The organism is Enterococcus sp. DIV0183, from assembly GCF_050541505.1.
Lineage (GTDB): Bacteria > Bacillota > Bacilli > Lactobacillales > Enterococcaceae > Enterococcus > Enterococcus faecalis.
In genome coordinates this window covers 1341138-1361371 of the sequence record NZ_CP172932.1, presented here as the reverse complement: position 1 = coordinate 1361371, position 20234 = coordinate 1341138, and the positions used below count along the sequence as shown (strand labels likewise).

Here is a 20234-nt window from a genome sequence, read left to right as displayed (position 1 = left end):
AAAAACACTCAACAATAATTTGCTGAGTGTTGCACTTTATTCTAGTATTCGGGAGTAGAGTAAAAAGCATTGAAAAGCAAACAAAACCAGTCTTTAGTTTATCTAGACTGGTTTTGTCACGTACGTTATATAAATTATGCTTGTTGATTAATTGCTTGTGCGACACGTGCTCCATATTCTGGATTTACTCTAGTGAACAAATCAATTTGACGCGCGATGATTTCTTGATTTTTCACTTGACCTAAAGATGCCGCTATATTGTTAATTAAGTTTTCTTTTTCTTCGCTTGGCAGCAAATTATACAAAGCGTTTGCTTGTGTAAAGTGATCTTGATTATAGCTATAATTACCAACATTTCCTTCAACTTCAAAGGAACTAATTTTCGCTGTAGGATCTTCTTTTGGTGTTTCAGTATAACTATTTGGTTCGTAATTAATTTCGCTATTGCCATTGTTAAAACGCATATTGCCGTCTTTTTGGTAGTTATTTACAGGCGCTTTTGCTTGGTTGATCGGCAATTGGTGACTATTAGCGCCCACGCGATGACGATGTGCGTCCCCATAAGCGAACAAACGTCCTTGCAATAATTTATCCGGAGAAGCTTCAATACCAGGAACGAAATTCCCTGGTGAAAAGGTTACTTGTTCAACCTCTGCAAAATAATTCTCTGGATTTCTATTTAAAGTCATCGTGCCAACTTCAATCAGCGGATACTCTTTTTGAGAAACCGTTTTTGTTACATCAAAAAGTGTTTCTTTCATTGTTAACGCATCTGCATACGGGATAATTTGCACAGATAATGTCCAAGAAGGAAATTCTTGATTTTCAATTGCATTATGCAAATCTTCAATATGGAAATCTGGGTTTTTCCCAGCAATTTCTTCTGCTAATTGACTCTCTAGATTTTTGATTCCTTGATTCGTCTTGAAGTGATATTTAACAAAAAATACTTCTCCAGCAGCATTGACCCATTTGAATGTATGGCTACCAAAACCATGCATATGACGGAACGACAACGGAATGCCACGATCACTCATTAAAATTGTTACTTGATGAAGACTTTCCGGTGAATGAGACCAAAAATCCCAAACAGCTTCTGGACTTTTCAAATGCGTCCGCGGATTTCTTTTTTGGCTATGAATAAAATCTGGAAACTTAATTGCATCACGAATGAAAAAAATGGGCGTATTATTGCCAACTAAGTCGTAATTTCCTTCGTCTGTATAAAATTTAAGCGCAAAACCGCGAGGATCACGCAATGTATCTGATGAACCTAACTCTCCAGCTACAGTTGAAAAACGAGCGAATAAAGGTGTTTCTTTGCCAACTTCAGATAAAAAATCGGCTTTAGTATATTGTGCCATTGATTGGCTCACCTTGAAAATTCCATGAGCACCAGCACCTTTGGCATGAACAACCCGTTCTGGTACGCGCTCACGATTAAAATGAGCTAATTTTTCTAATAAATGAACGTCTTGGATTAGGACAGGACCAAATTCTCCTGCAGTTAGCGAATTTTGATTATCGCCAACTGGACTTCCTTGTGACGTAGTTAAATGTTGATTTTTCACCTAAAACACTCCTTCATCTAAAATTATACTCATTGTATAAAAAAACCACTCTGCATAACAAAAATAATGCTTAAAAACACTCGAAAACATTTGTTATTTAATAGAATGATTAAAAATAGCAGTAGAATTTAAATCAAAAACAAATGTATTAACTTTAAACTGTTTACACCACCAAAAATAACAACCAATAATTCAAATAAAACTAAAATGCTGTTTTTTTATTCAAAAAAGACCTAGCATCCCAATCATGCTAGGTCTTTCGTTACTTTTTTTGAGCGGCCGTTTTTATTGGTCATTCAGCGTTATTGATTGATTGCAACAGTCGTGTCTTCAGTCGATAGACCTGTCATAGAGGTGCTATCGGAAAATATTTTTTCAACTTCTTGTTCTGATAAAATATTTTCTTTCTTAGGCATTGAAATCGTCGCTTTTTTGGCTTTTTGTGTAATGCTAATTTTACTAGATAATGATTCAAGTCCCATATCAACGTTCTTGTCTTGCTGCGGTTTCACATTAATCAACATATTTGTTTTATTTTCTTTTGTATTAACAGAAACTTTGGCAGAAACATCTTTGATTTTTTCGAAAGGATCTTGTTCTTTACCTTTTTCAGATGTTTCTGTCGTAATTTTGATTAACTTTTGTAATTCTTTTTTTGTAAACGTATGGGTAATGGTATCCCCTTTTTTCTCAAACGTATCCTTGTCTAATCCTTCTAAAAACTCTTTGTATTCCTTAGCAGACTGTTTTCGTTCTTTTTCCGATTCTTGATACTCTTTGATTGTATCTTGCCATTCTTTCGCGCTTTCCTCGTTCATGGCTAAAAGATCAATGTATTTTCCTTTTAGTTTTTCTGTATCTAACTGAGAACTATCAATAGCACCGTCAGTCATTGAGTCTGCGACAGCGACAATATATTCCATCATATCTGTTGCTAAATAGAGTTTTGGCTCTTTGCCCTCGTTATCTAATGATCCAACCAATGAAATCGGTACATCCATTCCCATCGCTTTTAATTTCATCTCTAAGTTGAATGCTTTTTCTTTTTTGGCATCTACTTGAATCTTCCCAGAAAGCGATGCGTCTTTGATTTGCGTGATGAGCATCCCAATCATAGGATTCGTTTGTGCACCATCTTCTTGTGAAAATTTCATGTCACTAATTGACATAGAGAAATCCCAAACCCCAGATTCTTGTGCGTTTTGATTGCCAATCCCTTGAATGAACTCATCTTTCGCACTTTTGCCACAGCCTGTCAGTAACAAAGCTGAACAGAAAACGCCTGCGACAATCCCCACTTTTCTTTTTAACACACTTTTTCCCCCTCATTATATAAAAAATTAATTCCCTTTTATTAAGAATAGCAAACATTGCTTATAAATAGCAATGTTTAATTTTAGATTTCCTCTCTTTTAATAAGTGGGATTGATTTAATCTTTTAGGTTTGAATCATTAAGCTGTATTATTTTTAAAATAAAATTGCTTTTCGCCAAAAAATACTGGGAAAAGTTCTGCTAAACTGCCAGCTAAAGGACCTTCTCGCAATTCTTTTTCAGTGACCCAAAACAAGGGTTGTTCCGTTTCTTCTGGTAGTTCATCCGCTGTTTCTGCAATGAATAATGTGGCTAATTCCCGCGCACCTGAACAATCATTCAGCCATTCTGCAACACCTACTAATTGTGGCTTCAGCACTAATCCTGTTTCTTCAAGGAGTTCGCGAACCATGGCTGTTTCCATGCCCTCGTTTTTTTCAACATGTCCGCCAGGGAACGTCCAACCAGGCCAATCCTTTTTTTGTCGTTCTTGCACAAGGATTTCATTTTTCTGATTTCTAATCATACATAATGTTGTTAATTCCACTTCAAAATTCCGTTTCATTTGGCACCTCATCATTTTTTCCTTTGTTAAGGTTACGATACAGAAAAACAGAGAAAGATTCAACTAAGAATTTTCTCTGTTTTATCATCTAGCTCTTTAATAAGTCGTATTGCGATTGATATAAATGATGATATAACGCATGTTTTGCCATTAGTTGATCATGAGATCCTTCTTCCACAATACGACCACCATCAATATAGAAAATTTTATCGCTATTTTTGATGGTAGAAAGTCGATGAGCAATAATAAACGATGTCCGTCCTTTCAGAAGTTGTTGTAGTCCTTCTTGTAACAATTCTTCTGTTTTTGTATCAATACTGGAGGTTGCTTCGTCTAAAATTAAAATTTTGGGATCTGCCAGTAAAGCACGAGCAAATGAAATTAATTGGCGTTGTCCTGCCGAGAGTGTACTACCCCGCTCTTCCACAACTGTTTCATAGCCATCTTTTAAATCCTTGATAAAGTCGTGCGCACGAACAATTTTTGCGGCTTGGATGACTTCTTCCTCTGTGGCTGCTAAATTTCCGTACCGAATGTTTTCAATAATCGTTCCTGAAAAAATAAACGTATCTTGAAGCATTACCCCCATTTGTTTTCTTAACGAACGGAGTGTCACATCGCGAACATCATAACCATCAATTTTAACGGCCCCTTCATTCACATCATAAAAACGACTTAACAAATTGATGATTGTTGTTTTACCCGCACCTGTTGGCCCAACCAAGGCGATTGTTTGTCCTGGCTCAATATGAAAACTAACATCGGTCAAAATATTTTTTCCTTCTTCATAACGGAAATAAACATGCTGAAAGTCGACGGTTCCTTTAATTGGCGGCAACTCAATAGCGTGCGGCGCATCTTGAATTTCTGGAACAACATCCATCGTTTCAAAAATCCTTTCCAAATAGGCAGTTGCAGTAATCAGAGAATTGTAGAAGTTACCAATATTGATGACTGGATTCCAAAAGTTATTGATATAACCGATAAAAGCAATTAGCGTCCCAGTGGTAACGGACACACCTAATTGACGGATTCCTACGAAATAGATAAAACAAGTCGTAATGACGGATATATTTTGCACTGCTGGCCATAATAAATACTGGACACGCACAGCTTTCATAAAGGATTGACGATATTCTTCGCTTACCTCGTTAAAAATCTGGAAATTTTCATCTTCTCGTGCAAAAGATTGTGTAATTTTAATTCCTGAAATACTTTCATGAATATAGGCATTTAAGTTTGATTGTTTATTGCTAAGCTCTTGGTAAGCTTTCCGTTGTTTCCCTTGGATAAATAGAACCATCACGAACAACACAGGCAATAGCAGCAAACTGTATAAGGTTAATTTCACATCAATAAATAACATGAAGATTAAGGTGATAATCACATTAAATAAATCAGAAATTAAATTGATCAATCCGTTACTTAATAAATCACTTAACGTATTGATGTAATTGACCACCCGAATTAAGATTTTTCCATGCGGCCGACTGTCAAAGTAAGAAAATGGTAATTTTTGTAGATGCTCAAAAATTGAAAAACGCATATCTTTTAAAATATCTTGTCCAATTTCTGTGATGGCATATATCCGATAACGCATACACCAACCAATAATCACCAAGGAAAATAGGAAAATAGCCCCTAGTATCAAGAGTAACGAGAGATTCTTTTGTGGAATTACTTGGTCAATCGCAATTTTAGTAAAGTAAGGGCCTAACATACTTGCCAGATTAGCTAATATGATGACAAATAATGTTTTAAAAACAGCTTTTTTGTAAGGCTTAATATAGGCGCCTAATCGTTTATAGTGGGACCAATTAAATTCTTTTTCTAAAGTCTCATCTACATCAAACGTATTTCTAGCCACGCGACTCACCTTCCTTTGTCAGACCTAATTGTTTTTGATATACGTCAAAATATTTGCCTTTTTGTTCGACTAATTCGCTATGCGTACCGCTTTCCACCACACGGCCTTTTTCCATCATCAAAATTAAATTGGCCTCTCTCACAGAAGAAATTCGGTGGGCAATAATAAATGTCGTTTTCTTTTCCGTCAAACGACCTAGTTCTTTTTGAATTTTTGATTCTGTTTCCATATCAACAGCGGAAGTTGTGTCATCTAAAATTAAAATAGCTGGATCTTTGGTTAAGGCACGGGCCAGTGAAATCCGCTGTTTTTGGCCACCAGATAGGCCAACGCCGCGTTCACCAACAATTGTTGCATAACCTTCGGGCATTCTGGAAATAAAGCTATGAGCATCAGCAATTTCAGCCATCATTTGCACTTGTTCCAAGTTAGCCAATGTGTTACCAAAAGCAATGTTATCTTCTATTGTATTGGAAAAAAGAAAGACATCTTGCATAACCATGGAGATATTTTCTCGCAATTTACGAACAGAATAGCTTTTAGCATCTTTTCCATCAATATAAACAGTGCCTTTTGTTGGATCATAGAACCGAGCGATTAAGTTAACTAAAGTGGTTTTGCCTGAACCAGTTTCCCCTAAAATACCAATTGTTTCACCAGGTTTTGCTGAAAATGAAACATCCGATAAAATGGGGGTTTCTGGATCATCTGAAAAATGAAAGGACACGTGATCAAACGTCACATAGCCTTGGATTGGTTCTGCTTCTTTTTCCCGAGCAATGGGAATCTTCGGTTTCGTTGCTAATAACTGACGAATTTTAATGGACGATGCCGTAAAGCGTTGCACATCATTGATCAACCAGCCACTCATTCGCATCGGCATGTTCAACATCCAGAGAAAACCGTTAAAGGCCACTAAATCACCAATTGTCATCCGACCTTGAATTACAAAGAGGCCACCAAGAACTAAGGCAATAACATTTAAACTACCTGCAAAACCGTCTAACCACGGTAAATATTTTTTTGAGACATCTGCAGAAGCCATATTCCATTTTTTATAGTCTTCATTGTGCTTGTTAAACTTTTCAATTTCATAAGGTTCTTGAGAAAAAGCTTTAACCACCCGATTTCCACCAATATTTTCTTCGACCATCGAATTTAGCCGAGAAAAACTTTCCCGGATCTCAAAAAATACCGGATGCGATTCCTTCGACATTTTTTGTGTTAACAGAAAAATCAAAGGTGTAATTAAAATTAATGCTAGCATCAATTGCCAATTGATCGTCCCCATCACAATCACGGCTGCGATGAACCATAAAATACATTCTAAGAGGTTATAAGTGACCCAAGAAACAAAATGGCGGATAGCGTCTGTATCCCCTGTCATTCGCGCCATAATGTCGCCAACACGTGTATGATTAAAGAAATCAAAATCTAATTCTTGAAGTTTGACATACATATCTTTTCTTAAGTCAAATAACGCAGATTGTCCAACCGATTCAAACAAGACTTGATAACTATAACGAACAACTGTCCGAATAACGGTCACTCCAATCATAATCCCAAGAATTGGGACAAGCTCTTCAGTTTTCCCCTGATTGATTACTTGGTCTACAATTCTGCCAGATAACAATGGAATAATAACAATTAAAATAGCGTTAATAACGACAAAAATAACAGCTAGCAGTAACTTATTCTTATTTTTTTTAGCATATTGCCAAATCCATTCAAAACTATTCATTTTCTCCCCTACTCTCTCTTGTTTTTATGGACGTGTATAAGATTACTGTTTTTTTATAGGAAAAGAAATGGGCATTCTTGTATATTTTGATGTACAATATAGTATAGAAAGCGGATACAAGTAGGAGTGATTTTTTATGAACTACACAAATAGTCGAACGTTTAATCCTGAAATTTTATATGCCTTCGATCCTTGGAACGAAGAGACCCACCCTTATAATTGTCATCATCATGAATTTCTGGAAATATCTATTCTTTTAGAAGGTGAATCTGAATATATTGTTCAAGGGCAACAGTACCATGCCACTGCTGGTACGGTGTTTCTTTTTAATCCGCGAACGGAACATGGTGAGCAACAAAAAGCAGGAACTTACTCACATCAACTACACATTGGCATTTCAAATCTCTATTTAGAAGGCTTAGCGCGAAACGTATTTCCAAATAAATCAGCTTTATTAGATTTAAGTCATTTACATGGTGCTTTTTTAGAAAAAGCTTGGCAAATTGTTCATGAATTAAACCATCAAGAAGTTGAATCAGCGTTACAAATTAAAGCTTTAGTTATTGAACTATTGGTTTATATTTTAAGAAGCTTAGCAGTTGATCAAGAAAATAAAATTGAAACTCGGCTATCGAAAACGGAAAAAAGAAAACGAAATTTAGTCAATCATACGATTTATTATCTGGAAACGCACCATGACGAAGAAATTACTTTGGAACAGTTAGCTGAAATGCTATATGTGACCCCGACTTATTTGTCGAAAACCTTTAAAGCGGCCACAGGCGTTGGGCCAATCAATTATTTAATTCAAATCCGCTTAAACCATGCGAAAGAATTGCTGAAAAATGATTCCTTAAGTGTCAAAGAAGTAGCAAAAACGGTTGGTTACGAAGATGCCTATCATTTTAGTAAATTATTCAAAAAATATTATGGAAAATCTCCTTCACAATTTTAAGATAAAAAAACAAGGAATCGTCGGCTTCATTGCGTCCGTTTCCTTGTTTTTGCTTTACGTTGACTCTTTTAACTGTTTCGTCATTGTATAATCGGTATGGCGTTCATTTCCCATATAAAAATCATGTTCATCTGTTTTGACGAAGCCCAATGATTGATAAAATTTTTGCGCTGGATGATTATGTTCCCAAACACCTAACCAAACCGTCTCTTTTTCTGCTTCTTCTGCTAATTCAATTGCTTTCGTAATCAAATGTTTGCCCAAGCCTAAACGCTTAAAAGATTTACGAATATAAATGCGCTCAACTTGTAACGCTTGTGGATGTTGATAGGTAATCTGAGCATCACCGTGATTTAATTTCACATAACCTGCAAGTTCATTATTATAAAAAGCAAAGAAATATTGCGAATCTTTATGTAAGATTTCGCTTTCTAAAACTGCTGGACTAAATTTCCTCTCATAATGTGCCTGTAAATCCTCTTCGTTTTCGCCATCTCCATAAGTATCTGCAAAAGTCTCTTGGCAAATGGCCTCTAATTCTGGTACGTCTGCGACGGTACACTCTCTAATAAATACTGACATACTAAAACTCCTTTGTAGATTAAATCAACTGTTTAATTAAAATTAAACAAGGATTCCAAGCGTCCCATAATGTCGGAAAAACCTCAAGGCGCTTAAAACCCAATGATTCGTAAAAACGAATAGTATGATATTAACCTGTCTAGCGAATGACGTCAATCTTTTTGCTTTGTTTACATAATAAAATTATTGTATACCCAATCTTTTTTATTAAATAATAGCATAGGTAGTTTAAAAATGTAAGTTAGTCATTTATTCTTTATTATTTCCTTAAAACGACGCCTTTTCTCGCTAAATCTGCCCTTCCTTTATTTTTTTCTGTTAAACTAAACGTATTAAGTCTATGAGGAGCGTGCGTATATGGATTATCTGAACACCTATAAGCGGTTGCTAGCATTGGCAGATGCAGGTCTTTTTTACGGGAAAGATGCTTTTGATCAAGAACGTTACCAAGAACTACGGGAACTTACGTTACAACTTATTAGCGCAACCGGACACGAAGCGACTGTCTTGCCCGACTTAGAAAAAATCTTAACTAAAGAGGAAGGTTATCCAACACCGAAAGTAGATGTTCGCGGTTTGATAAAAAAAGAGAATCGTTTTTTATTAGTTGAAGATTTACGGACCAAAGAATGGTCATTACCTGGTGGCTATGCCGAAATTGGCTGCTCCCCTAAAGAAAATATTGAAAAAGAAGTATTGGAAGAAACTGGCTTAGTTGTTACAGCAAAAGAATTGCTTGCTGTTTATGATACAGATAAACGAAAAGACATTCCTCAACTATTTCAGTACTATAAAATGATCTTTTCTTGTGAGATTTTAGAAAACCATCCCTTTGAAAAAAACATTGAAACCTCGAATTGTGCTTATTTTTCTTTAGATAATCTCCCCCCTCTTTCTATCAAACGAACAACGAAAGAGCAATTAATGGCATTAATGAACCAAACAACTGGAGCGCTTAGTGACTAACAAAAAGGATGAAGAACTTCTGTTCTTCATCCTTTTTCTATCATTATTAATTACATATTTTCTAAAGCGGCTTGGGCTAATAAGTTTAAGTAGTTCCAAGGGCGATCAAAATGTGGTTGGAAGAAGAAATCAGAAATCGCTAAATCTTCGACAGTCATTTTATTTTGGACCGCTAATGATAAAGTATTGGCAGATTGTGTGATATCATATTTAGACATCAATTGACCACCAACAATGCGTTGTGTTCCTTTTTCATAGACTAATTCCATCAGAACTTTTTCAGTTGTTGGCATAAACTCTGGACGATAGTTATCTTCGAAAACAGTTGCTTCGACATCTAGTCCGTTTAATTTGGCACTTTCTTTTGTCACACCTGTTGAACCAATTTTCCAACCGAATAAATATAAGCCAGAAGTTCCCTGTGTGCCACGATAAGCCAATTTTTGTTCAGTCAAATTACGACCTACTAGCATACCTTGACGAACAGCATTCGTTGCTAATGGGATATAATTTTTTGTTTGACTTGGGTTGTAGTGAACAACTGCACTATCACCCGCAGCAAAAATATCAGGATTGCTTGTTTGCATATACTCATTGACTTCAATTGCACCATTTGGTAACATGTCAACTTTATCTTTTAATAATTCTGTATTTGGACGGAAACCAACACACATAATCACCATATCTGCTTCGAATTCTTGACTTGGTGTAATGACTTTTGCTACTTTTCCTTGCTCATCTGCTACGAATTGTTGGACATTTTCACCTAAAGCTAAATTAACGCCACGATCAACTAATTCTTTTTCTAGAACATCTGTGAATGGCTTATCTAAATATTTATTTAAAATGCGGTCTAACCCGTCAACTAAAGTAACTTGTTTACCTGATTCTACAAAAGCTTCTACTAATTCAATACCAATATAACCGCCACCAACGACAACGACACGTTTGGCATCTTTCGCTTTTTCGATGATCACGTTGGCTTGTGAATAGTTCTTACATAATAAAATATTTTCAGCATCAATTCCTGGAATTGGTGGAATAATTGGCCAAGAACCAGTTGTCATCACTAATTTATCATAAGAAACGGTCTCAGTTGCGCCCGTTTGTAAGTTTTTCGCTGTAACAGTTTTGTCGTCCACGTTGATTTCTTCAACATTGTGTTCCATCTTCACTGTTGCTCCTAAAGAAGCCAGTTCTTCTGGATTTGAATAAAATAAATCAGCAGCATTTTTAACTACGCCTCCAACGTACAAGGCAATTCCGCAAGATAGGAAGGAAATATTGTCATTTCTTTCATATACAGTGACTTCCGCCTCCGGGTGATTTGCTAAAATACTTTTAACTGCTGAAGTTCCAGCATGGGTACATCCTACGACTACGACTTTCATGTTGTAAATCCCTTCTTTCACAATCTTTGTTTTGCAGAGGTGACGTCTCCCTCTGTCTGTTTAAAATATATCAGAGGAATCAAGCTTATTCGAGTTCTATGCTTGTGAATCGCATATAAAAAAATTCACAAACTGTTGCTAATTCTTAATAATAGCTAGTTAATTTTTTGTTTTTAAGAATTTAAAAGTCAATAACCACACAAAAAAACAAGCATAAGAGTGAAAACTCTTACGCTTGTGAAATTTGCCTAGACAAGTGACTTATCTTTTGATAAATTTTTAACAGTATGTAATTTTTTACACATTCTCCTGTTGTGCTTGTTGGCAATCTGGACATAATCCATATAATTCTAAACGATGTTCATTAATTTCGAAGCCTGTTAATTTACTAGCGGCCATTTCAACGTCCTCTAACCCTGGATAATGAAAATCAACGATTTTACCACATTTTTGACAAATCACGTGATAATGTTTCTTCGAACTAAAATCAAAACGACTAGATGCATCGCCATAACTCATTTCTTGAACGAAACCGATTTCAGTAAATAAACGTAGATTGTTGTAAACCGTTGCTACACTCATATTTGGAAAATGATCTTCTAGTGCGCGATAAATTTCATCAGCTGTTGGGTGTGTATGATTTTCGATTAAATATTCCAAGATAGCATAACGTTGCGGAGTAATTCGGATATTGGCTTCTTTTAATTCAGCAAGTGCATTTTTAACCAATACGTTGTCCATCTTTGTATCCCTCCCCTGTCTATCTTTCTTAAATAATACTATTTCTTATTACGATTGACAAGAATTATTGTAGGATTCTCGTGGAAAAAACGAGCATTTTACTAAACTAAGAGAAATGCTCGTTTTTTGGCGTGTTTTTTATTCTGGAAATTCGTAAAGAGCTGTCGAAAGATAACGTTCACCGTTATCTGGAACCAGCGCTAAGACACGTTTGCCTGCGCCTAATTCGACTGCCAAATCAATGGCAGCTTTAATTGCTGCCCCTGCTGAAATCCCCACAAGGATACCTTCTTTTGGCCCCATTAAACGAGCAGTTTCTAATGCGTCTTCACTAGAAACAGCGGCAACTTTTTGATAAACGGTGGTGTCTAAAACTTCTGGGACAAAACCAGCGCCTATTCCTTGGATTTTATGTGGACCCGGTTCGCCACCTTCTAAAACAGGCGACTCTGTTGGTTCTACTGCAACAATTTCAATATCTGGAAAAATCCGTTTCAATTCATGGCCAACTCCTGTAACGGTTCCTCCAGTGCCAACACCAGAAACAAACGCATCTAAGCCACGTTTACCAAAGACATCAACAATTTCTTTTCCTGTTTTTTGTTCATGTACCATTGGATTAGCTGGATTATTAAATTGCAAAGGCATGAAGTACCCGTGTTCTTCTGCTAATGCTGTAGCTTTTGCAATTGCCCCTTTCATTCCTTCGGCACCAGGGGTTAATAATAGATCAGCCCCATATGCTTGCATTAATTTGCGGCGTTCAATACTCATAGTATCTGGCATCACAATCTTAACTGGATATCCCAACGCAGCACCTACCATTGCTAACCCAATGCCTGTATTACCACTAGTCGGCTCAATAATCGTTTGTCCAGGTTTTAGGCGACCATCTGCTTCGGCTTGTTGGATCATGCTTAAAGCAATTCGATCTTTCACACTGCCACCAGGATTAAAGAACTCTAGTTTAACAAAAACATCTGCAGCTGCTTCTGGTACCATCCGTTTTAATTTCACAACTGGGCTTTGACCAATTAACTCTGTTACTGATTTTACATAACCTTTAGTCATAATCCTACATCCTCCAATTTTACAAACAATATAATAATTCTTTCTCTAAGCATAGCTCAAAAAAACGATTTCTACCAGAAAAACGAATTTTAGTTTGTGAAAAATTAAATAAAAAAACGGATTATACTCATCCAATAATTGCTGCTGGCACTACCTATTTTCACGATAAAAGACCTTACAAAAACTGCCGCTTTTGTAAGGTCCTTCTTCAACTAAATAATTGCAAAATTAACCGATTTGGATGGTTTGACCCACCGATAAAACAGAATCCAATGTTAATCCATTTAGTGACATTAAATTATCAACTGTCGTTCCAAAACGTGCAGCAATGTCCCACAATGTGTCGCCGTTTGCGACAGTGTAACTTTGACTAGCTACAGTTTCTGCTGTTGCTGTTGCAGAAGCCGCTGTATCGATTGTTGTATCAACGGTTCCCGTTGTATCTGAATAACTAGTGGTTTGAGCGACTGGTGCTCCCCAATCATATTGAGTTAAATTATATGCTTCAATTAACCAATTCAATTTTTCGGCATAGCCTGGATCAGTTGCATAACTTCCAGCTAAAGCGGCTGTTGCATCGCGATAACTGCTAGTATTACTCTTCCAAACGCCAGAATAATGGTATGTATCCCCAAAAGCAGTGGAACGAATAACATTGGCATGATCTTGGAACGATTCCGCATAAGAATTATAACTTCTAAATGCTGCTGTGACGGTCACCCATTGTCCGTCTAAATATTCTTTTGTTGGCATATAAACAGATTGTCCATTATAACTTCCTTTTACACCAAACAAGTTATAGTTCGGTGCAGATGCTAACCCAGAACTACCATAACTACTTTCTAGCAACGCTTGAGCAATCATGACGGAAGCATACATATCATTGCTATTGGCAACGGCTGCTGCTGAATTTCCGATTTCATTAATAAATGCTTGCTGGCTTGATTCTGCTTGGGCAGGTACCGCAGCACCAACCACAGGTGCTAAAATCATTGAAGTCCCCGCAACGGCGGTAGCACGTTTATAAGCTTTTTGCTTTTTAAGAGCTTTTTGAATATGTTTACTACTTCTTGTTAACTGTTCGCTCATTCATTTTTCCTCCTCACTGTCTCACTTTTCTATTTTACCGTTAATTTCCTATTGAAACAAGAAATAAACGTATTAAATTTTGAGTTTTAAAATTTCTGTAATGTAATTGAAATCTTGTTTGTATTTAATTAACCCTCTTCACACTTGTGAAAACAACCACTTCTTCTTTTCAATTTGATGAGATTTTTGTTATTTATCCTCTTACTTTTCTTTATTTATTGTGATAAACTTTTTAATGGACTTGTCACTTTTTGAACAAACTTTATAAGAGAAGTCTGTTTTTGTAGTCAAAACAACTATTACCGAGTAGTTGTTGTATTACAAAATGAATTACATAGAAATGTAGGGGGTTAGATGAAGAAACAACAATCGGGTTTAACAAATCAAGTGACGTTTTTATTAGCGTTAACTTGCGGGGTTGTGGTCGCCAATATGTATTATATTCAACCAATTGGCACCCAAATTGCTCAGGCCTTTCAAGTCAGTATTGGTTCTATTGGTTTTGTTACTATGCTGACCCAATTAGGCTATGCGCTAGGCTTACTTTTTCTTGTTCCATTAGGCGATGTCGTTGATCGCCGCAAATTAATCATTCGAGTAGCCGCGCTCTCCTCGCTGTCTCTAAGTGCTGCGTTTTTTGCACCAAGTTTTCTCCTTTTTGCACTCTCTTCTTTTTTTATCGGGCTGCTCTCTATTGTCGCCCAAATTATTATTCCTTATGCTGCGGTCATGGCGGGACCAGCGAACCGTGGTAAAGTAACAGGTCGAATGCTGGGCGGACTATTGACAGGAATTTTATTGTCTCGAACGATCTCGGGTTTCATTGCTAGTGCAGCTTCTTGGCGAACAGTCTACTTAATCGCCGTAATATTCGTGTTAGCATTGGTCGTTCTACTTCAATTAAAATTGCCCAAAACAGTGATACATACTCAAACTTCAAATCGATTAACTTATTTAGGTTCTTTGAAAAGTCTTCCTAAGCTAATCAAATCGCAACCTTTGTTAAGAGAAGCAACTGTCAATGGCTTTTTTATGTTTGCAACCTTTTCAATCTTTTGGTCTACATTAATTTTCTTTGTTAGTAGTCCAGCTTATTATTGGGGACCGAAAGAAGTCGGTATTCTAGCAATTTTTGGGTTATCAGGAGCTTTCGTAGCACCCATCATTGGTCGTCTATCCGATTATTATCCAGAACGGAAGATTGTTTTGATTGGCCTGTTGATGCAGTTCGGTAGTTTTATCTTACTTTTTCTAGGTGGAACACATGTGGTCTTACTAATCTTAGCAATTATTGTTTTAGATATCGGTACTCAATTTGGGCAAGTAGCCAATCAAACACGCGTCCAAAATTTGGGAGAAGAAGCCAGCAATCGTAACAATACCGTCTTTATGTTTTTCTATTTCATCGGCGGTTCACTGGGTTCATTGATTGGTACATTAATGTGGCAAAACTATGGTTGGTCTGGTGTTACTTTAACTGGTATTGGGTTCCAATTGTTCGCATTATTTTTTCACTTTATGCTCTTTGCTCCCAAAAAGAAATGGAGCAAAAAAACCTGAATGCTATCACAAGCATTCAGGTTTTTTAATGTTTATTTATAGTGATTTATAGGTATTAACCACATTTTCAGGAGTAAAGCCGAATTTTTCAAGAACTAGACCGCCAGGTGCAGAAGCGCCGAAGTGATCAATTGTAATTGTTTTGCCTTCCGTTCCTACATAGCGTTCCCAACCAAAGCTTGCTGCAGCTTCAATTGCCACACGTTTTGTCACAGCTTTAGGTAACACACTTTCTTTATATTCAGCAGATTGTTTTTCAAACAAATCAAAACTTGGCATTGACACGACAGATACATCGATGCCTTCTTCCGCTAATTTAGCTTGTGCTTCCACTGCTAGATTTACTTCAGAACCAGTCGCAATTAAAATCCCTGCTGGTTGTTCACCTTTTTGTGGTGACAATACATAAGCACCTTTTTGAACAGAATCAGAAGCGTGTTCTAACGTTCCTTCTAAAACAGGTAAGTTTTGACGACTTAGAACTAAAATAGTTGGTGTTTCCGTAGAAGTCATAGCAATTTTCCAAGCAGCAACAGTTTCATTGCCGTCTGCTGGACGAATCACATGAACATTTGGAATGCAACGAACACTTGCTAATTGCTCAATTGGTTCGTGTGTTGGCCCATCTTCACCCACCGCAACAGAGTCATGCGTTAAGACGTAAGTTACAGGAACTTTTTGTAAAGCGGCTAAACGGATTGCTGGACGTAAGTAGTCAGTAAAGACGAAGAATGTCCCGCCATAAACATGACTACCACCGTGTAATTGAATCCCGTTCATTGCTGCAGCCATTGCAAATTCGCGAACACCAAACCAAATATTACGGCCTTCGTATTGACCAGGTTCGAAATCTTTTTCTGCAGCAACCATTGTATTATTTGAGGCAGATAAATCAGCTGAACCGCCCCAGAAACTTGGAACAACTTTTGAAATAGCTTGAATCGTTTCTTTACTTGTTACACGACTTGCGGCACTTGTTCCTAGTTCATATTTAGGTAATTCTTGTTCCCAACCTTCAGGTAATTGGTTGGCAAAAGCTTCTTTAAATTGTTTGGCTAATTCTGGATGCGCATGTTCATAGTTCTTAAACATCTCATTCCAAGCCTCTTCAGCTTTTTGGCCTTCGTCAATCATCGTTTCTTTAAAACGAGCAGCGACTTCCTCTGGCACAGTAAAGTCAGGATATTCCCAACCATAAACAGCTTTAGCCGCTGTAATGCCCTCTTCACCAATTGGAGCGCCGTGAACGGAAGAAGTTCCTTCTTTTGGTGCTCCGTAACCAATGACTGTTTTAACTTCAATCAATGTTGGTTTATCTGTTTCAGCTTTAGCCGCTTCAATCGCAGCCTCTATTTCATCTAAATCATTGCCATCTTTAACTAAAATATGTTGCCATCCGTATGCTTCATAACGAGCCCCAACATTTTCAGTAAAGGCTTTAGAAGTTGGTCCATCTAATGAGATGTCATTTGAATCGTACAAGACAATTAATTTACCTAATTTCATATGACCAGCCATTGAACTTGCTTCTTGGGAAACACCTTCCATTAAATCGCCGTCACCACAAATTGCGTACGTATAATGATCCATAATAGGGAAACTATCACGATTATAAGTTGCAGCTAAATGCGCTTCAGCCATTGCCATACCAACAGCCATAGCAATCCCTTGTCCTAGAGGTCCCGTTGTTGCTTCAACACCATCTGTGTGGTGCACTTCTGGATGCCCTGGTGTTTTACTATCCCATTGACGGAAATTTTTCAAATCGTCAATTGTTACGTTGTATCCTGATAGATGTAATAAGCTGTACAACATTGCAGAGCCGTGGCCTGCTGAAAGTACAAAACGATCACGATCAACCCAGTTTCTAGAAGTTGTTGGGTTCACCTTTAAATGTTTTGTCCAAAGTGCATACGCCATTGGGGCAGCACCCATTGGTAAACCAGGATGTCCTGAGTTCGCTTTTTGTACGGCTTCAATACTTAATGTCCGGATTGTATTAACGCCCAATTGATCTGTCTTGTCAAACAAAAAAATCATCTCCTAATTTAGGTTTTTTTTACCTTTATTCATAGTGTAGCTTATTTCGACAATGAAAGCAATTACTTTCTGTTGTGAAGTCCTTTTTCACGTTGAATTTTTTTTAGTTTTTCAGGAGTCACATCGGTCCCTTCTTGATCCACGACCTTCATTCCTTCGATATGGTGACGCATCCCTCCACGAAATGCTTCTAAATACTCTTTACGTAATTCTTGTTGTTCGACTTTTTCTTTCGCACTAAGTTCTTCCACTTTTGCTTTATTCGCTAATTCATTTATACGGGCAATTTTTTCTTTCGATAACATCAAAATCCCTCCTTACTCTCACTGTCTATATTATAAGAACTGCCTTAAAAAAACAACTATATTCTGATATTTATAAAACACGAACGCTTGTTTGATTTCGTTCGCATTTTATGGTACACTAATTTTATCAATTGAAAGAAGGTGCGGGTTTTGGCGAAACGTACAGAAACAAGACAATTAGAAGTACTTAAATATATATACGAACAAGTCGAATTAAAGGGTTATCCGCCAACCGTTCGCGAAATTGGGAAGGCTGTTGATTTATCCTCAACTTCTACCGTTCACGGACATTTAGCTCGTCTTGAAAAAAAGGGTCTAATCTTACGTGACCCAACAAAACCGCGAGCAATCGAATTAACACCAGAAGGCTTGGAAAAGATCGGGATTCAACCGACAACTATTCCGATGTTAGGTGTCGTAACTGCTGGTGAACCAATTTTAGCGGTGGAAGAAGCATCAGATTTCTTCCCGTTACCTCCTGATTTACGTACAGAAGAAAATGCTTTATTTATGTTGACGATTCGAGGAGAAAGTATGATTAACGCAGGTATTCTAGATGGCGACCAAGTGATTGTTCGTAAGCAATCGAATGCCAATAATGGCGACATCGTAATCGCAATGACCGATGAAGATGAAGCAACCTGTAAACGATTCTTCCGAGAAGTAGATCATATCCGCTTGCAGCCTGAAAATGATGCATTAGCGCCTATTCTTTTAGATAACGTTACAATTTTAGGTAAAGTTGTTGGTTTATATCGCAATCATATTTAATAAAAAAAGGAAGTCACTCCGTTGAGCGGCTTCCTTTTTTGCTTGTTAACAAGTAAATAGCCTTTTGAGCTTCCTCGATAACCTCTGCTTCAGTTTCTACAGAAAGTAGATAATTTAAAGCTTCTAAACTTTGCTCAGGTTCTCTTTTTGCGAGCTGACCTAACGACCAAGCAGCTGTTCCGCGAATGACAGGACGCTGATCATTTAAACAGAGAATAATTTGTGGGATAGCTTCACGGCCGCCCAAATTCGCTAACGCAATCAAGGCATTCCGTTGCAATGGTTTTTTACCACGCCAAGAGCCTGCTAAGTGTCCGAATTGCTGTTTAAACTCTTTATTGGAAATAGTTAATAACGGTGCCAATTTGGGATAAACTTCTTCAATCTTTGGTTCCATCTCTTCATGAAAATGAAAATCTTTTCCTTTATTATAAGGGCAAACCAGCTGACAAATGTCGCAACCATAAATGACGTTACGCATTTTTTTCCGATACTCTTCAGGCATCATGCCTTTTGTTTGCGTTTGATAAGACAAACATTTTTGAGCATTCATTCGACCGTCCCCTAACAAAGCCCCTGTAGGACACCCTGTGATACAACGAGTACAATCACCGCAACCGTTTGGAACAGGTTCATCTGGCTCAAATTGAATGTTGGTGGTCACCTCACCTAAATATACAAAGGAACCAAATTCTTCGGTAATCAGTAGACCATTTTTACCAATGAATCCTAAACCCGCCCGCTGAGCAACAGCGGTGTCGACATATTCGCCAGTATCCACTTGCGGCCGAAAACGCCAGTGTTCTTTTTCTGCTTCAGTGGCAGCTTGCTCTTCAATAAAAGCAATTAATTTTTGCAACCGATCCTGCAAAATGTGATGATAGTCAATTCCCCAAGAGGCTCGCGCAAATTGGCCACGCTTTTCATCTCTAGGCATTTTTCCCTGAGCTTTGGTGGGATAAGCTAAAGCAATGGAGATAATACTTTTAGGATGCTCAAACGTTTTTTCTGGGTAAATTCGTTCTTCCACATTTTGATGTTCAAACCCCGAGTTATATCCTCGCTCTCGTTGTTCATGCAGAGAATCTTCTAATTCAATAAATGGTTCAGCATGAGTAAAGCCGATTTTATCGATGCCTAAACGTTGACTCTCTTGAATAATTTTTTCTTTCAATGTCGGCATTGCTCATGCCTCCCTTCATTTTATTATTTATCGTTTCGATGATACGTTTCATAGTCATGTGCATAGAGATTTTTCTCGTCCACGACGCCGGGAACAGTGGCAACTTTTTCCCAAACAGACCAGTCGATTTCTGGAAAGAAAGTGTCGCCTTCAAACGTTTCATGAATCATTGTCCGATATAAGACATCGCATGCGGGAATCAGTTCTTTAAAAACGACAGAACCTCCACCAATAACGGTCACGCCTTCATACTTGTCAGCATACGCAAGAATTTCCTCTACGGAATGCATAACCAAAACGCCTTCAGCTTGGTAATCCGGATTACTGGTAAGAACAATCGTTGTTCGATTTGGTAACGGACGACATCCCATGCCTTCGAAAGTTGCACGTCCTAAGACCAATGTATTATGAATTGTTTTTTCCTTGAAAAATTTCAAGTCGTTGGGTAAATGCCAAGGCAATTTGCCTTCTTTACCAATCACTCCTTGTTCATCTTGGGCCCAAATGGCTGCTAACATAGCTT

General features: G+C 37.4%; 18 protein-coding genes and 1 pseudogene. 4 read left to right on the top strand and 15 right to left on the bottom strand.

The window, feature by feature from the left end; genetic code table 11:
• Positions 1 to 134: 134 nt before the first annotated feature.
• From IGK72_RS06730 to IGK72_RS06710, 5 genes are all read right to left on the bottom strand, one after another.
• Positions 135 to 1571 (bottom strand): catalase, encoded by a 1437-nt coding sequence (locus IGK72_RS06730; protein WP_023895077.1) that lies wholly within the window; start codon positions 1569 to 1571, stop codon positions 135 to 137.
• Positions 1572 to 1873: 302 nt separating this feature from the next.
• Positions 1874 to 2884, bottom strand: coding sequence for a hypothetical protein (locus IGK72_RS06725; RefSeq protein ID WP_016616358.1), 1011 nt, complete (start codon positions 2882 to 2884; stop codon positions 1874 to 1876).
• Positions 2885 to 3023: 139 nt separating this feature from the next.
• Entirely contained in the window at positions 3024 to 3449 is a 426-nt protein-coding gene (locus IGK72_RS06720) for an 8-oxo-dGTP diphosphatase (RefSeq protein WP_002394459.1), read from the bottom strand.
• A gap of 88 nt (positions 3450 to 3537) precedes the next feature.
• Positions 3538 to 5316: an ABC transporter ATP-binding protein gene (locus tag IGK72_RS06715; protein WP_002360293.1), complete on the bottom strand. Its 1779-nt coding sequence runs from the start codon at positions 5314 to 5316 to the stop codon at positions 3538 to 3540.
• Complete coding sequence (locus IGK72_RS06710; protein WP_002357553.1) at positions 5309 to 7057, bottom strand: ABC transporter ATP-binding protein; 1749 nt, start codon at positions 7055 to 7057, stop codon at positions 5309 to 5311. Before IGK72_RS06710 ends, IGK72_RS06715 begins: the two co-directional genes overlap by 8 nt.
• A gap of 136 nt (positions 7058 to 7193) precedes the next feature.
• On the opposite strand from IGK72_RS06710, the gene IGK72_RS06705 reads away from it, so the two are divergent.
• Positions 7194 to 8012 carry a helix-turn-helix transcriptional regulator gene (locus IGK72_RS06705; protein ID WP_002357554.1) on the top strand — a complete coding sequence of 273 codons (819 nt, stop codon included), beginning with the start codon at positions 7194 to 7196 and terminating at the stop codon, positions 8010 to 8012.
• Between the two features lie 54 nt (positions 8013 to 8066).
• Here the strand turns inward: IGK72_RS06705 and IGK72_RS06700 are convergent, their stop codons facing one another.
• Both IGK72_RS06700 and IGK72_RS06695 read right to left on the bottom strand, forming a co-directional pair.
• The gene (locus IGK72_RS06700; protein ID WP_002357555.1) at positions 8067 to 8594 is read right to left on the bottom strand and encodes a GNAT family N-acetyltransferase; all 528 of its coding nucleotides are present in this window, start codon (positions 8592 to 8594) and stop codon (positions 8067 to 8069) included.
• Between the two features lie 19 nt (positions 8595 to 8613).
• Positions 8614 to 8718 (bottom strand): annotated as a pseudogene (locus tag IGK72_RS06695) (GNAT family N-acetyltransferase); the annotation flags it as partial.
• 233 nt (positions 8719 to 8951) lie between these two features.
• Here IGK72_RS06695 and IGK72_RS06690 point away from each other — a divergent pair.
• On the top strand, positions 8952 to 9560 hold the full coding sequence (locus IGK72_RS06690) for an NUDIX hydrolase N-terminal domain-containing protein (RefSeq protein WP_002360295.1): 609 nt from the start codon (positions 8952 to 8954) through the stop codon (positions 9558 to 9560).
• 50 nt (positions 9561 to 9610) lie between these two features.
• Here IGK72_RS06690 and IGK72_RS06685 read toward each other — a convergent pair whose 3' ends face one another.
• The 4 genes from IGK72_RS06685 to IGK72_RS06670 all read right to left on the bottom strand — a co-directional run bounded on the left by IGK72_RS06685 (position 9611) and on the right by IGK72_RS06670 (position 13852).
• Entirely contained in the window at positions 9611 to 10951 is a 1341-nt protein-coding gene (locus IGK72_RS06685; RefSeq protein ID WP_002361833.1) for an NADH oxidase, read from the bottom strand.
• A 297-nt stretch (positions 10952 to 11248) separates the two neighbouring features.
• Positions 11249 to 11692 (bottom strand): Fur family transcriptional regulator, encoded by a 444-nt coding sequence (locus tag IGK72_RS06680; RefSeq protein WP_002357560.1) that lies wholly within the window; start codon positions 11690 to 11692, stop codon positions 11249 to 11251.
• 138 nt (positions 11693 to 11830) lie between these two features.
• The gene (gene cysK, locus IGK72_RS06675) at positions 11831 to 12763 is read right to left on the bottom strand and encodes a cysteine synthase A (RefSeq protein ID WP_070415841.1); all 933 of its coding nucleotides are present in this window, start codon (positions 12761 to 12763) and stop codon (positions 11831 to 11833) included.
• A 228-nt stretch (positions 12764 to 12991) separates the two neighbouring features.
• On the bottom strand, positions 12992 to 13852 hold the full coding sequence (locus tag IGK72_RS06670; RefSeq protein WP_002357562.1) for a glucosaminidase domain-containing protein: 861 nt from the start codon (positions 13850 to 13852) through the stop codon (positions 12992 to 12994).
• A 354-nt stretch (positions 13853 to 14206) separates the two neighbouring features.
• On the opposite strand from IGK72_RS06670, the gene IGK72_RS06665 reads away from it, so the two are divergent.
• Positions 14207 to 15412 (top strand): MFS transporter, encoded by a 1206-nt coding sequence (locus IGK72_RS06665; protein ID WP_010777641.1) that lies wholly within the window; start codon positions 14207 to 14209, stop codon positions 15410 to 15412.
• Between the two features lie 36 nt (positions 15413 to 15448).
• Here the strand turns inward: IGK72_RS06665 and tkt are convergent, their stop codons facing one another.
• The gene (gene tkt / locus IGK72_RS06660; protein ID WP_002360299.1) at positions 15449 to 17443 is read right to left on the bottom strand and encodes a transketolase; all 1995 of its coding nucleotides are present in this window, start codon (positions 17441 to 17443) and stop codon (positions 15449 to 15451) included.
• A gap of 71 nt (positions 17444 to 17514) precedes the next feature.
• Complete coding sequence (locus tag IGK72_RS06655) at positions 17515 to 17757, bottom strand: DUF896 family protein (RefSeq protein WP_002382327.1); 243 nt, start codon at positions 17755 to 17757, stop codon at positions 17515 to 17517.
• 150 nt (positions 17758 to 17907) lie between these two features.
• Between IGK72_RS06655 and lexA the strand changes: the two genes are divergently transcribed.
• Entirely contained in the window at positions 17908 to 18528 is a 621-nt protein-coding gene (gene lexA / locus IGK72_RS06650; RefSeq protein ID WP_002357566.1) for a transcriptional repressor LexA, read from the top strand.
• A 13-nt stretch (positions 18529 to 18541) separates the two neighbouring features.
• On the opposite strand, the gene queG is transcribed toward lexA, so the two are convergent.
• Together queG and dfr are read right to left on the bottom strand one after the other, a co-directional pair.
• Positions 18542 to 19711: a tRNA epoxyqueuosine(34) reductase QueG gene (queG, locus tag IGK72_RS06645; protein WP_016616361.1), complete on the bottom strand. Its 1170-nt coding sequence runs from the start codon at positions 19709 to 19711 to the stop codon at positions 18542 to 18544.
• A 23-nt stretch (positions 19712 to 19734) separates the two neighbouring features.
• The gene (gene dfr, locus IGK72_RS06640; RefSeq protein WP_002360302.1) at positions 19735 to 20229 is read right to left on the bottom strand and encodes a trimethoprim-sensitive dihydrofolate reductase; all 495 of its coding nucleotides are present in this window, start codon (positions 20227 to 20229) and stop codon (positions 19735 to 19737) included.
• Positions 20230 to 20234 lie beyond the last annotated feature (5 nt).